The organism is Duncaniella sp., from assembly GCF_029056165.1.
Classification (GTDB): domain Bacteria; phylum Bacteroidota; class Bacteroidia; order Bacteroidales; family Muribaculaceae; genus Duncaniella.
The window spans coordinates 53,014-66,755 of record NZ_JAIDBW010000043.1; the positions used below are offsets into that span (position 1 = coordinate 53,014).

At 53.4% G+C, this 13,742-nt stretch carries 14 protein-coding genes; 4 read left to right on the forward strand and 10 right to left on the reverse strand.

The genetic code is table 11. The features are described from left to right. Positions 1-187 precede the first annotated feature (187 nt). The 4 genes from K2G41_RS10375 to K2G41_RS10390 form a co-directional block, all read right to left on the reverse strand. Positions 188-676, reverse strand: coding sequence for a hypothetical protein (locus K2G41_RS10375; protein ID WP_300117919.1), 489 nt, complete (start codon positions 674-676; stop codon positions 188-190). Between the two features lie 48 nt (positions 677-724). Then, the gene (locus K2G41_RS10380; protein WP_300117925.1) at positions 725-1,135 is read right to left on the reverse strand and encodes a hypothetical protein; all 411 of its coding nucleotides are present in this window, start codon (positions 1,133-1,135) and stop codon (positions 725-727) included. Between the two features lie 168 nt (positions 1,136-1,303). After that, complete coding sequence (locus K2G41_RS10385) at positions 1,304-2,623, reverse strand: hypothetical protein (RefSeq protein WP_300117926.1); 1,320 nt, start codon at positions 2,621-2,623, stop codon at positions 1,304-1,306. A 57-nt stretch (positions 2,624-2,680) separates the two neighbouring features. After that, on the reverse strand, positions 2,681-3,211 hold the full coding sequence (locus K2G41_RS10390) for a hypothetical protein (RefSeq protein WP_300117927.1): 531 nt from the start codon (positions 3,209-3,211) through the stop codon (positions 2,681-2,683). A 214-nt stretch (positions 3,212-3,425) separates the two neighbouring features. Between K2G41_RS10390 and bioB the strand changes: the two genes are divergently transcribed. The 4 genes from bioB (at position 3,426) to K2G41_RS10410 (ending at position 7,677) form a co-directional block, all read left to right on the forward strand. Further along, positions 3,426-4,418, forward strand: coding sequence for a biotin synthase BioB (gene bioB / locus K2G41_RS10395; protein WP_300117928.1), 993 nt, complete (start codon positions 3,426-3,428; stop codon positions 4,416-4,418). Beyond that, positions 4,418-5,173, forward strand: coding sequence for a HesA/MoeB/ThiF family protein (locus tag K2G41_RS10400; RefSeq protein WP_300117929.1), 756 nt, complete (start codon positions 4,418-4,420; stop codon positions 5,171-5,173). The genes bioB and K2G41_RS10400 overlap by 1 nt, the downstream gene beginning before the upstream one ends. A gap of 110 nt (positions 5,174-5,283) precedes the next feature. Further along, the gene (locus K2G41_RS10405) at positions 5,284-6,417 is read left to right on the forward strand and encodes a hypothetical protein (RefSeq protein WP_300117930.1); all 1,134 of its coding nucleotides are present in this window, start codon (positions 5,284-5,286) and stop codon (positions 6,415-6,417) included. Between the two features lie 87 nt (positions 6,418-6,504). Then, positions 6,505-7,677: a DegT/DnrJ/EryC1/StrS family aminotransferase gene (locus K2G41_RS10410; protein WP_300117931.1), complete on the forward strand. Its 1,173-nt coding sequence runs from the start codon at positions 6,505-6,507 to the stop codon at positions 7,675-7,677. Here the strand turns inward: K2G41_RS10410 and K2G41_RS10415 are convergent. The 6 genes from K2G41_RS10415 to K2G41_RS10440 form a co-directional block, all read right to left on the reverse strand. After that, positions 7,641-8,015: a DUF4834 family protein gene (locus tag K2G41_RS10415; RefSeq protein WP_300117932.1), complete on the reverse strand. Its 375-nt coding sequence runs from the start codon at positions 8,013-8,015 to the stop codon at positions 7,641-7,643. The genes K2G41_RS10410 and K2G41_RS10415 overlap by 37 nt on opposite strands. A 65-nt stretch (positions 8,016-8,080) precedes the next feature. Then, positions 8,081-8,788, reverse strand: coding sequence for a CDP-diacylglycerol--serine O-phosphatidyltransferase (gene pssA, locus K2G41_RS10420; protein WP_300117933.1), 708 nt, complete (start codon positions 8,786-8,788; stop codon positions 8,081-8,083). Positions 8,789-8,856: 68 nt separating this feature from the next. Continuing rightward, a complete protein-coding gene (locus K2G41_RS10425) occupies positions 8,857-9,537 on the reverse strand; it encodes a phosphatidylserine decarboxylase family protein (protein WP_300117934.1) in 681 nt (226 codons plus the stop codon). Between the two features lie 195 nt (positions 9,538-9,732). Beyond that, positions 9,733-10,944 carry an ABC transporter permease gene (locus K2G41_RS10430; protein ID WP_300117935.1) on the reverse strand — a complete coding sequence of 404 codons (1,212 nt, stop codon included), beginning with the start codon at positions 10,942-10,944 and terminating at the stop codon, positions 9,733-9,735. 70 nt (positions 10,945-11,014) lie between these two features. After that, positions 11,015-11,674, reverse strand: coding sequence for an ATP-binding cassette domain-containing protein (locus tag K2G41_RS10435; protein WP_300117937.1), 660 nt, complete (start codon positions 11,672-11,674; stop codon positions 11,015-11,017). Continuing rightward, a complete protein-coding gene (locus tag K2G41_RS10440) occupies positions 11,674-13,077 on the reverse strand; it encodes a hypothetical protein (RefSeq protein ID WP_300117936.1) in 1,404 nt (467 codons plus the stop codon). The genes K2G41_RS10435 and K2G41_RS10440 overlap by 1 nt, the downstream gene beginning before the upstream one ends. Between the last annotated feature and the right edge of the window lie 665 nt (positions 13,078-13,742).

The window sequence follows — 13,742 nt, forward strand, 5'->3', positions numbered from 1 at the left end:
GAAATATGCATAAGATAGACCATTTTTATCGCCAAAATGTTCATGCATAATTTTTTTATTCGGTATTAATCAGGCATCCTGACAACGTTTTAGAGGGTGGTTCGTAACGTCACTGCATCTCTTTCCATGACAGAATCCGACTCATGGCAATGGCTTCCGGCCTTAAAGGTTGGCATGGAACGTCCTCTCAGTAGCCTCTGTGGCGGACGAATGGCCTGCAAGGAGTACGGAGCGAGGAAAGGATCGAGCTCATGGCTTCATCGCGCCTCTCGCGGAAGCGTCCGGCCATCTCCACTGCAAGAGTGGCGGATACGGTAAGATTCGGGAGAAGCGACACTGTGACGACGGCATCAAGTACGTCCATGGCTACTGCAAGTTCCAGCTGACGGCGCAGTGCGGTGACGAGGGAGGAGGGGAATGAGCGGGGGAGATTAAGATCGAGCCGGAGCATGGAGGGATCAGAAAGACAGCCGTCACTGACGCAGGGCATGAGACGGAGGGCGGCTTGGGCAAAGGAGCTTTTCACCATCAGCTCCAGTGGTTCCGGATGCTCACGGTCAAGGATCGGAGTCAGGAGTGTGCGGATCTCACTGTCGGGACTGACTGAGAGTAATTCGAGAGCCGCGTGAGCATGTATCAGATCTATTATCGTATCAGAGGATAGGGCGAAGAGCATTTCTATTAATGATATGAGGGTGAGACAGAGGTAGATAATGGTTAATAATCACGCCGGAACGAGGATTGTGCGGGTGGAAGCGTCATAGTAACGCCGGGCAAGATTGGCTGCGGTCACCGGAGAGATGAAGAACTGTGATGCACCACCGGAAGCAAGGACATTGGCAAGAGCCGTGGGCAGGCTCATCCCGCGTGACTCCATCAGGCGACTGACACGGACGTTGAGCTCAGACCAGAGTTCAAGACGGCGGTCGCGTCGGAGCTTCAGCCTTCCGTGACGCAGGACACGCAGCATACGGAGCGCATAATCGTATGTACAGTAATAGGCCGGTGCTCCCGACATAGCGGCTTTGGCCGCTACAGCCTCGATGTCGGGTTGCACTCCGGCGGGAAGAGAGAGAAGAATCGAGCGTACTGAGTTGAGGAAATGACGGTTGCGGAGTGTGACGAGGGATAACATTGGAGAGGTGATTTGTTTAAATGAGTTTTTGATAAGCTGTCTGAATTTAATGTCGTGAGAAGATGTCAAATCATGGCATTATGTTGGTTTTCGTTGGCAAATTTACCATACATATTGTGTAAAAACCACGCACACCGATGTGAAATAATGTTAACCACAGGATAAATTCTATGAATCCGGCAGGGCGGCAAGTGCCACTCGATCGCGCATCGTACGGAAAGAATTGAAACTCTCGTAGAGATCCAGCAAAGCTATCGCAGAGTTATAGACCTGACTCTCATAGAGGGAGGCGGAGACATTTGAGGCGGGGGCTTGTCCCTGAAGCGCGGATGTCACGCCCGAAATCTGCTGAAAGAGCTGCATTTCGATTTCGAGTAGTTTTGCCGCCCCCTCGCTGCGCCCCGAAGCTGTGATCTCGACCGGACGCTCACGTGCCGTAGGATTAATCGGGATGACACCTCCGGGCCGACTCCATATATCGGCCACCATCTCCATGTCGAGTCCGGCAGGAATGGCATCCGTAGGCATAAGCAGGACACCTTTGGCACTGTTGGCGAGAATATGGTCGATGGTGGTGATGAGGGTATTGATGTGCTTCTGCTGTCCTACCAGATCCTCGATGAAGGGATGAACCTCACCATCGGTCAGTGGATAAAATTTAAGGATGAACGGATGACCGCCTGATCGGAGGGGAGTACGGGTATGGTCGATGACGCTCCCGTCAGGCGCAAGGAAACGGCAATGCCAATGCGGATCACGCGACGGATGATGGGGATCTATGTCGTAGGTCCAGACCTCTATGACCCTGCAGAAACCGCCGGCCGGTGGAGTGAAGAAATCCGTCATTGACTCCTCCCGGCCGACATCAGTTATGGAGACAAACGGGCCTTGCGCCGCCAAGTTGCGGTAAAGTTTTTCGAGATGGCGGTGGCGACGCTTTGAATCATGTCCGAAACGGAGTTTGAGTTCATCGAGAGTCATGTCATGGAGCATTCCTATCAGCCGCATATCCGTTGCACGCGGATCACGGAAGGGCGTGCAGAAGAAGGAATCGAAACTCACATTGTCTATCCATACCCCCGATCCGGCGGGAGGACGGTTTTCATAAACGACACGTTGAATGACAGTGCCTGAAATTAGGAATTCCTCAAGTGCGCGACTGTCAAGCTCGGTCATCAGATTGGCATCGTAGATACGTGAAAGACCGTCGTCGGACAATGAGGCTTCAGCCTGCGAGACATTGTAGCGGAAACGGCCGACTATGCTTTTGACGAGCGAACGGAGAAGATTGTTGGTGAGCGGCCTCATACCTGAGGTCATGGCCTGCTCGTATTCGGTGACGGTGCGCCCGTCGGGGGTCAGAGTGAGGTCACCCCATTGATCGCCGTAGGTGTGGTGCATGAGCCGTCGGCGATTGGCCCGCAGGGCGGCATGAGTTTTCCATGCGTCGCGGGCCGCCTGAAGGAGAAACGAGTTTGAAGGAAACATGATTGATGTGGGTTGGTGTTCAGTATGGTGTGTCTTTCAAATATAGGACAGATAGGTCTATACAGGATGAATAGATGCAAGAGCGGAGTCGTCGAAACGATATTCATCTTCCGAGTAACTCACTCCGCAGAGTGACAGGAGCGTATCGTCAGGCGTGGCGGCGGGATAAAGACGGAGTTCACCGTCATGAAACACGGCAACCGGATGCGACGTTGTGGCACGTGTATAGGGATGATTCTGCCGGAGCGCGAGGATATGGGTGGGGCTGGTGACTATCCGTGCATGACGTCGCCATGAGGCAAGGCGGACCTTGAGAATCCTCACCACCTCCGGAGGCAGACCGACAAGAGTGTGGCCGTCAGGATCAGCCGAAAGAGTGGCTATCCCCGAAAGATCCTCGGCAACAAGCTGTTCCGCAGGAGCTTCCATAAGCAGACGGCGATACCAGCGGTGCATTTCGGAACGGTGAATGGCAGTGGTGTCAATAGCATCGTTGCGCAGGAATACGGATTCGGCCAAAGAGGGTTTATAACCGGTGTGAAGTCGCCAGATATCAAGCATTTGGGAGGGAGAGAGATTGAGATGCATGGGTTGTTTATAATTTAGTATAAAGGTTAAAGTATGGAGTATGGATATTTCAAATATGCCACAAAGTTACATCCGCAGATACCACAAAAAGGTGCGATAATGGATAGGAGGTAGGCTTTTTTTACTATTTTTGCAGCCATTATCCGTCGTTCCTCGGTCAGGAAGCGAGTCCTGTCGGATGGAAATACGCGAATCCCAACCATTGCACATCAATATGAAATCTATCACCCGTTTAAAGAATAAAGTGCTTGAAGGAGCATCGATTACCGAAGATGAGGCCATGAGCCTCGTCGATCTCACAGATCAGGAGTATGACGAGCTTCTTGAAGCCGCCACAGAAATCACTGCCCGCTTCGGAAGCAAGGATTTCGATTCCTGCTCCATCATCAACGCACGTTCTGGCCGCTGTCCGGAGGACTGCAAGTGGTGCGCGCAATCCGCCCATCACACTACCGATATAAGCGTCTATCCGCTCGTTGACCGCGAGACATGCATGAATCTCGCGGACTATAATCACAGGAAAGGCATAGGTCGTTTCTCGCTCGTCACAAGCGGGCGCACGGTCAGCGGAAAGGCTCTCGACACCATCTGCGATTACTATCGTGAGCTTTCATCACGCGAGGGGATGGGGCTCTGCGCGTCAATGGGACTTCTCGATGCTGAAGCACTCCGCCGTCTCCGCGAAGCCGGTGTGAAACGCTATCACTGCAATCTTGAAAGCGCACCCTCCTACTTCCCTACCCTATGCTCGACCCACACCATCGAGGATAAGATCAGGACCATCGAGGCCGCCCGCGAGGCAGGCATGGAGGTCTGCAGCGGAGGCATCATCGGCATGGGTGAAAGCATGGCGCAGCGTGTGGAATTTGCGTTGACACTCAGACGCATCTCCCCCGTCTCGATCCCCATCAACGTCCTCTGCCCTATTCCCGGAACTCCGCTTGAGAACGCTGCCCCCCTCACCGAGCGCGAAGTGCTCCAGACAGTGGCTCTATTCCGCTTGATCCACCCCCGTGCTGTGCTCCGCTTTGCCGGAGGACGCGGACTGCTGAGTACCGAAACCCAGAGAAAGGCTCTGCGCATAGGTATAAACGGCAGTATAATGGGCGACCTTCTCACCACAATCGGAGCGCAGATCGACGAGGACATCGACATGATCAGGGAATGCGGATATAATTTCGGACAGCAACCCTCAGGAGATAAATAATGAAAATAGAATATACAAAAGAGCAGCTGACGCGTTATCGCGGCCACCTGTCGCTCTGCGAAGTGGATCTCGCAGGGCAAAGCCGTCTGACTGAGAGTCGCGTACTCATCGTAGGTGCTGGCGGACTCGGAAGTCCCGTGGCCCTCTACCTCGCCGCCGCAGGCGTCGGGACAATCGGCATTCTTGATCCTGACACTGTGAGCCTTAGCAACCTTCAGCGTCAGATCATACACTCCACTCCTGACATCGGACGCCCCAAGGCAGAATCAGCAGCCGAAAAGATGCGTGCAATTAACCCTGAGGTAAACGTAATCCCCATGACCGAGGCTCTGACTCCGGAAAATGCAGCCTCGATAATGAACGATTATGACCTCGTGATGGACTGCACCGACAATCTGCCCACCCGTCTGCTCATCAACGACAGTTGTGTTGCTTTGGGCAAGAAAATGGTATTCGGTGCTGTCTCGCGCTTCTCCGGTCAGGTGTTCAGCCACATTCCCGGCAGTGCATGTTACCGCTGTATCTTTGATCCGGGAAACACCGATCCGGACGGAGATCTCCCCTGTGCGATCAACGGGATTATGAACACGGTGGTAGGTGTCATCGGCAGTCTGCAAGCCACGGAAGCGGTGAAACTTCTCATCGGGACCGGCGACTCACTCATCAACCGCATCCTCACGTTTGACGCCGTCACGATGCAGTTCAACACCTTTGCTGTCAACCCTGTAGGCAGTTGCGGATGCCAGCATGGTTAAGCTTTTTTAACGGTAGTCTTAACGTTAATCCTACAATATATATCTACTTTTGCACCACTTTTCCAACTGGAAGCAATAATCATCTGTCTAACTGTCTGAACCAATTCATTATGATCAATACAAATGCTTCTATGCCCCGCGTAGAGATCGTGGGTAGTTTCCTCCCGCCTGAGGAACTTGAGAATGCTCTCAGTGAGAAAATCCGTGGCAATATGTCGGAGGAAGCATATCATGCCGAAGAGGACCGCGTGATCGACAATCTGATCAACCGCGAGATCGAAGCCGGCCTGCAGATTGTCACCGACGGCGAGATGCGCCGCAAAAGCTGGGACCGTGATTTCTGGGAAGGTTTCAACGGTATGAGCCGCGAACGCATCGACACGGGTCATATATATCAGGACGAAGTGCTCCGCCATGACCTGCTGCGTTTCAACGGATGCATTGAGTTCAACCCTGAACATCCCTTCTTCAAGAAATATAGCCACATGCAGGAACTGACAGCCGGACGTGCCGAAGTCCGTCAGACCATCCCTTCGCCCGGCGAGCTTTATCTGCGTATCCTTCTCGCATCAAACGGTGACATATCAAAGTTCTATGAGTCACCTGAAACTCTCATTGATGACATCGTGGAAGCCTACCGCAAGACCATAGCGGAATTTTATCGCCTCGGTTGCCGTCATATACAGCTCGACACCGGTATCTGGGGACGTCTGAGCGATCCCGATTTCGACCGTCAGCTGCTCCTCGGTGGAGTGGATTCCGATAAGCTGACCGAGACTCTGCTCGACCTCATCAACCGATCTATCGAAAATCACCCCGAAGATCTCGAAATCACTTTCAGTATCGCAGCCGACGAGACCCGTATCCCCCGATGGTTTGATGAAAAGGATCTAAACCGTCTGCATCTCATGCTTGAGCAGCTCAAAGCCGATGCGTTCCTGCTCCCCTTCGCAATATCATCGCCCGAAGAGATCGCCGCACTGCGCTGGTTACCCGAAGGCAAACGCGCCATCATCGGTATCGTCGATGGATCGCTCCCCAATCTCGAAAGCAAGGAAAGCATCCTTGAGGCAATCCGCGTTGCTACACGCTATGTGCCCGTAAGCAAGCTTTCAATCAGCCCGACCTGTGGCTTTAAGGTGCGCAACCGCGAACGTCAGGGCCTCAACTACGAGACCCAGTGGACCAAGATCGCCCTGCTCCGCGAGGCAGCCGAGGAGTTTGCCCGCTCACAGGAGACATGATTCCAAGGTGAATCCGGCCTTTCCGGCCATGACCACCTCACAAGTCCTCTTAACCATCATCTTCTCAACCCACCACTAAGTAAGTTTATGAACAGGATACATCTATGTATGTGCCGCATGAGCGGTGCCGAACAGAAATTTATCGACGAAGCTTTCGCCGAAGAGTGGGTCGTTCCCCTCGGTCCTAATGTCGATGGATTCGAGGAGGATCTGAAGCATTTCCTCCTCGACGGTGACCCGGCTTGTCAGGGCAAGGAGATAGCCGCACTTTCATCCGGAACTGCGGCCATACATCTCGCGCTCGTGCTGCTCGGTGTCGGTAGGGATGACGAGGTGATATGTCAGAGCTTCACGTTTGCAGCGTCGGCCAATCCCGTGGTCTATCAGGGAGGCCGTCCGGTTTTCGTCGATAGCGAGCCGGAGAGCTGGAACATGGATCCCGTGCTGCTCGACAAGGCCATAGCCGACCGTGTGGCCGTCACCGGACGCAAGCCGAAAGCCATAATCGCTGTGCATCTCTACGGTATGCCGGCACGGATCGACGAGATCTGCGCCGTCGGCGAAAAGTGGGGAATCCCTGTGGTAGAGGATGCAGCTGAAGCTCTCGGATCGTCCTACAAAGGACGCAAATGTGGCACTTTCGGCCGCTTCGGCATCCTGAGTTTCAACGGCAACAAGATGATTACCACCTCCGGAGGCGGCGCACTCATCTGCCCCGACGCCGAGAGCAAAAAACGCGCTGTGTTCTACGCTACTCAGGCGCGTGAGGCATATTCTTACTACCAACATGAGCACATCGGCTTCAACTACCGTCTCAGCAACATCAGCGCGGGTATCGGACGCGGTCAGATGACGGTCCTTGAGAAATATCTCGACCACCACCGCCATCTGGCAGGGATCTATCAGGAGCTTTTCGCCGGCATGGCCGGAGTGAAGTATCATGCCAATCCTTGGCCGGATGCCGACAGCAATTACTGGCTCTCAACCGTGGAGATCGATCCTGAAATCACAGGCTGCACACCCGACATGGTCAGTCAGCACCTCAATAAACTGAATATCGAGACCCGACTGCTGTGGAAACCTATGCATCTGCAGCCGGTCTATGCCGACGCGCCGGCATACGTCAACGGAGTCAGCGAACACCTCTTCGGCCGCGGACTCTGCCTGCCCTCCGGGCCGTGGGTGACACCGGAGCAAGTAAAAATGATTGTGGATGAGATCGCCTATCTGATTTCTTCCCAGTCAGCATCGCTGACCTGAGGTTCACGCGGCGTATATGACTGATCCGAAGCAGAAGCCGATCTGTAGTCAGTCGTGACTTCTATTTCTTCGAACTCTATATATTCTCCCTCTTCACGGGAGAATATTTTTTTTCTTGATCCCGGCCTGCGCGGAGCTGATGAGCGGCCACGCGACTGTCCGGCCGCGTTTGCAGCGCGGTTATAAGCCTGACCTCCGAACGGCGTGCCGCCGAAAGCCTGATTGAACATGTCGTTGACTTTCTCCTGATATTTGCGCCGGGCGTAGGCCAGTAGCAGAGGCTTCACCAGAAGCCAGAGGAGATAAACAATAAATATGGTGGCGAGAATTGTCAGCATGTCTTCTTAACAAATAAAATATTAGGAGTGTTTTTGAGCCGTCCGGCTCTCTCAGCTCCCTCGATTCAATTCTCAACGGTGGTTTTCTTTCCGAAAAGGGAGATGAGGATGTAGAGGATGATGGTCCATGCGAAACCTGAGACTCCTTCCGTCACGACGAAAAGGACAGCGGCGGCAAGCACCACGTAGCGGCGGACGTTGTCACGCCACGCAAGGTTGGCAAATTTCAATGAGAACATCTTCAGTTCGCTCACCATCAGCAGTGAGATGACTAAGATCAGACCTATCATCACGGCGTCGCCCGGATAGGTATGCGATTCTATCCATGCAAGAGTGCCGATCCAGAAGATAGCATTGGCAGGGATGGGAAGTCCGACGAACGAAGTGGTCTGACGTGTATCGACATTGAACTTGGCCAGACGCAACGCACCCATCACGGCTATGAATATGGCGAATGCCGCAACCCACATAGGTGCACCGTATTCGCGCATGACGTTCATGACGAGGAATGCGGGTGCGAGGCCGAAGCTCACGAGGTCACTCAGCGAATCGAGTTCCTTGCCCATCGGAGAATAGGCGTGGAGCATACGGGCCGAGAGGCCGTCGCAGAAGTCAAACACCGAAGCCGCACCAATGAAGATGAAGGCCCAAGCCATAGGTGAGATCGATCCGGTGTCGAGTCCGAGGTTAAAAGCGAAAAACACCGCCGTACACCCCGATATGAGGTTAAGGCAGGTGATCGTATTCGGGATGTATGTCTTAAAAGATTTCAATTGATGATTCTGTCTTATTTTAAATTCTGCAGAGAGTGAGAGAGTATCTGTTGTCGTGTGGCTGTCCGTCATTCGTCGGGATTCTCGCGGAGACGGGCCACTTCTGTCACGCCGCCGGTGGTCTTGTCACCGATCTTCACGTAGATCTCGGCATCGAGCGGAAGATATATATCCACACGTGAGCCGAATTTGATGAATCCGAGATGATCCTCGATATTGGCATGATCGCCCGGCTCGGCGTAGGTGACTATGCGGCGCGCCACTGCTCCTGCAATCTGGCGCACCACTATCTCCTGTCCGTTGGTGGCGCGGATAAGTATGGTCGAACGTTCGTTCTCTATGCTTGCTTTGGGGAGATACGCGCTAAGGAAACGTCCGCGGTGGTGACGCACCATCAGCACCTCGCCGTCGATCGGAAACCAGTTGGCATGAACGTTAACGACGGTCATGAACACCGAAAGCATCCTAACCTTGCGGCGGAGCACTTCGGGCTCGAACACTTCCTCAAGAGCGACCACCGTGCCATCCACAGAGCTGACGACTACGTTCTGCCTATCGCCCTTGAACAGACGGCGCGGCGAACGGAAGAAGTTGACGATAAACAGATAGAGGATTACCGAAATCGACGAGAAGACGATGGGGATGACAGCGGGACGTATAAACATCCATGCCGACAGATTGATCACAATCATTATCAGCATGACTACTATCAGTATGTTCGTACCTTCGCGGTGGATCTTGACTTTCATTTCGATTCTCGTACTGTGTCCGGAGGTCCGGTCATGGATTCTCTGTCAGGGACAGTCTCCATGACAGCTGGTCGGTTTAACGTGCTTCTTAATTTGCAAAATTAACCAAAGTTTTCCACTTATCAAAGCAGAATTTTAAAATTTGGCTTTTCCACACCAACTTACGCCTGCCGCTTAACTTCTTTTAACCGGCTTCTATGAATAGAACTGCTTCCTGACAGCACGGCTGACCACGGCGAGATTGCCGGAAGTGATGAGCAGTATCAGCCCTACTCCCACGGCGACGGTCATCCACGGACTGACAGGCTCGACGCCGAGTGTGGAGAGAGGTTCGCGCCAGTAATGCGCGCCGGTGAGCATTACCGCAAGAGCGGCGCCCAGTACAGCGACGTTGACACACGATATGATCAGGTGATAATAGCGGGCCACCTGCGAGGGCGTGTAGCCAAGCTGCATCAGCTCGTGGATCTTCTCTCGGTTCTTCTGCATGAGCAGATAGATGCTGAGAAGGAGGATGAAGAAGGCAAGCAGACTGATGACAAGTCCCACAGCGATCACCACCGAGGTGACGAGCGAGAGAAAATAGGCGGCCTTGCCGTTTGCCGCACGGTCGCCGGCTGTCTCGTAGCCATGCTCCTCCAGATAGCTCTCCGCTTCCGGATCGCCGGGATGGTCGAGTTTCACTATCAGGCGTGACGGGGCTTCAGCAGGAGTGTCCGAGAACTCACTGTTGGCCCAGCGCATGAAATCCTCCGGCACGGCTATGGTGTTGAGACGCGATGAGAAGCCGACTATGCGGGCGTTGACCCACTGCTGGCGTCCGTTTCCGCTCAGCGATAGCTGCAGGGGCACCATACTTATCACCTCCTCGGACACCTGAGGCATTCCGCGCGATGTGGCGAACCCGAAGTTGTAGAGCGAAAGATAGTCCTTGGAGATTATTAGGGGGACATATTCGGAGCGGCCCGGCTCGTAGCCCCAGCCGTCGGGCGACACGTCGAAAAAGTCGTCCGGAATCGACTCCAAAAACAGGTCTGACCCCATCGAACTGCCACCGAAACTAACCTTGGCATAGACATTGAAAGCGGCCGAGTTGAATTCGCCCACCTTACCTGACCACGGACGGGCCTCTATGTCCGCGATCTCTTCCTTGCTGAAGCGCGTCGGGTGCTCGCTCTCTCCGAAAGGCAGGAGGCTCAGGCCCGTGACTTTTTTCGAGATCACCACATAGTCTTCCGAGAAAAACGAATCCTCATCATCCCAGACGGTGCTTATGTCGCGGTAAAACTGGATCGCGGTCAGCACGATGGCAAGACCGACAAGGTTCGCCATCGCATAGCCGGCTATCTGACCGGCACTGATATTGCGTCTGAGCAGACGCCAAACTATATTCTTGTTTTTTGTCACAACAGGTAAGTTTGAAGATTAAGAGGTTGTTTAACAACAGACGCTCTCCGGGCACTCCGCTTCTTTTCTCTTATAGCCTCAGCAGCTCGTAGTCCGGGAGCATGATCTTGTTGCCGACGGAGGTGGCGATGACGGATACCTCGCGGGCGCGTGCCTCCTCATCGATCATCGCGGCAACTGCCTCATTATTGCGGCTGTCGAGATGGCTGACAGGCTCATCGATCAGCAGGAAATCAAATGGCTGACAGAGAGCACGGATGATCGCCACCCTCTGCTGCTGTCCGACCGACAGCCGGCCTGCGGCGACATCGGCCTTATGCGCTATCTCAAGCCTTTCGAGCATGGCGCGGATCTCCTCACCGCTCTTGCAGTCCGTCAGGCGGTTCTTTATAAGAATGTTTTCCATCACCGTGAGTTCGGGAAAGAGACACATCTCCTGCGGCAGATAGGCGATGGCCTTGCGCCGGAGCTCACACCAGTGGCCTATACTGAAATTACGGACATCATCGCCGTCCATCAGTATGTAGCCGTCATAGTCACGGCGCGATCCGTAGATGAACGCGCACAGCGATGATTTTCCCGTCCCGCTCTCGGCTTCTATCAGATAGTATCGGCCGCGGCGGAAGGTCAGTTCCTGCATGAGCCACACCTCCGAGTCCTTCACCGGTGATTCGTGCTCGCTCCCCCTGAACACGTGGGGGAGCGCACGCTGTAGGGTTATCTCCTCGATCATATCATTCCTGAGAGTATGGCCTGAAGGATGGGGGTGTCACTGCCGACGAGGCTCACCTCTCCGGTGGTATTGTCGGCCGACATGCGGATCTGGAGATCCATGCCAAAATCAGGCATAGATCCTCCGAACACCTTCATCGACGGTATGTTGAGGGTCATCGCGCCATCCTTCCCTGCGAAAACGGGTGCGAGTGAGTTCTGGCGTGTAGGTTCGAAGGGGATATTACCGACTGCGAGATAGCCATCGACATTGCCTATGTAGAGATCCATGCCATACTGCGGGACTATCATCATGCCGTCCGCTCCCTGACGCGGGCTGACACCGGCCATGAACAGCGAACTGCGGATCATGCCGATCACGTCGTTGATCTTCTGCTGCGGCAGATGCACCATAGCCATGAACTGCCAGTTGCCGAAGTCAAGTTCATCGTAGGCACTCTGGTTTGCCGGACCTGCAGCGAGGAAGATAGTTCCGTCGATTGACTGGAGATAGGGGATCACGGTCTGAAGCATCGCATTGACCTGAAATCCGCCTGCAGCGGAGATGGCACCGGTGAGCACGCTCCAGTCAAATTCAGGAGTCACGCCGATACCGAGGGCGAAATTGAAATTCTCAGGCACATAGGCAAGCACGGCCGGATTGACAGCTTTAAGCCCCTTGATGGGTTCGGGTGTACCGTCGGCACGGATCACGCTGCTGTTGCCGACGAGTTTGTTGTCACTGACATTCAGGGTCAGTGTCGCCCACGTGGCTTCAAGCTGAGGATTCTCACCCTTGTCGCCCTTCTTGCCTTTGGCATCACCCTCCTGACGGACTACGGCATTGACCAGATTGCCGGCAGAGAGCACCTGTTCGAGTCCTGTCATCGAGGCCAGAGAGCCGTCCTTGGCTTCCTTGACGAAGGTCTCGACACCTTTCACGGCGTCAGCCGGTTCGCGGTCGGTTAGCCATACGCGCGCATCGTCGAGCAGCACGGTCATGTTGCCGACCTTGCCGCAGCTGAAACTGCCGGTCTCGTCGGCCCACTCGATCTTCTCTGCGGAGGCCTCCTTGAACTTGGCACGGTCATTGACGAGCATGGTCATGTAGAGATTACTGCGCGAGTCAGCGGCCCAAGCCACTGCATTGGGATCGGCCGAACCCGATGCGTCCACAGCAGCGACAAAATCCACCAGTCCGGTAAAACGCGCCGACCCCTGAAGCTGCGCGGGGACTGTGACGCTACCGTTGTCAAACTTGCAGCCTGCTTCTTCAAAGAATTGCTTTACGCGGATCGTACCCGCCTGTCCGACAGAAGCCGGGATCACGTCAAGAAGTTTATGATCCTTGCTGCATGAGCTCACGATAGCTCCCAGAAGAATCATGGCCAGCAAGGGTAGAGCGAAAAGTCTTGATTTCATAATCATATAAGGTTTTTAATTTTATATAATGCTTTGCGAGGTGTATTATCGGCGTTTATGTTGTCCTACTTTATTTATTCCGCATGTTGAGGGTATATCATCGGGGTCGATATATCTCTACCTTTTCTATACCGCTTTGGTAAGGTATATTGTCAAGGTCTATATATCACTACTTTTTCTATACCACTTTAGGTGGTATATTGTCAAGGTCAATATATTCCTACCTTTTCTATACCGCTTTGATGAGGTATATTGTCAAGGCCAATATATTCCTACCTTTTCTATACCATTGGATGGTGTATTGACAACATTGATATATCAGTATCTCAAAAATATCTATGAATTAAACCTCTATGCAGGATATAGTATGTGTAATATTTCGACAGATAACACCTTGCAAACTTACAAACAAACCGCCACTCCGCCAAAAATCCACCCGCATTTTATCGTATTTTATCATATAAAGCCGATAAACCCCAAACCAACGACAGCACCAACAGCAAAACAACGACACATCCGTCTCCCAAACAGCCAAACCGTGAACTAACGACGCATCCCCATTAGCCTAACAATGAACTAACAATGCGTCCCAATCAGCCTAACCACGAACAAATAATGCGTCCGTCTCCCAAACAGCTAAACCGCGAAGCGGTGATGCATTCATA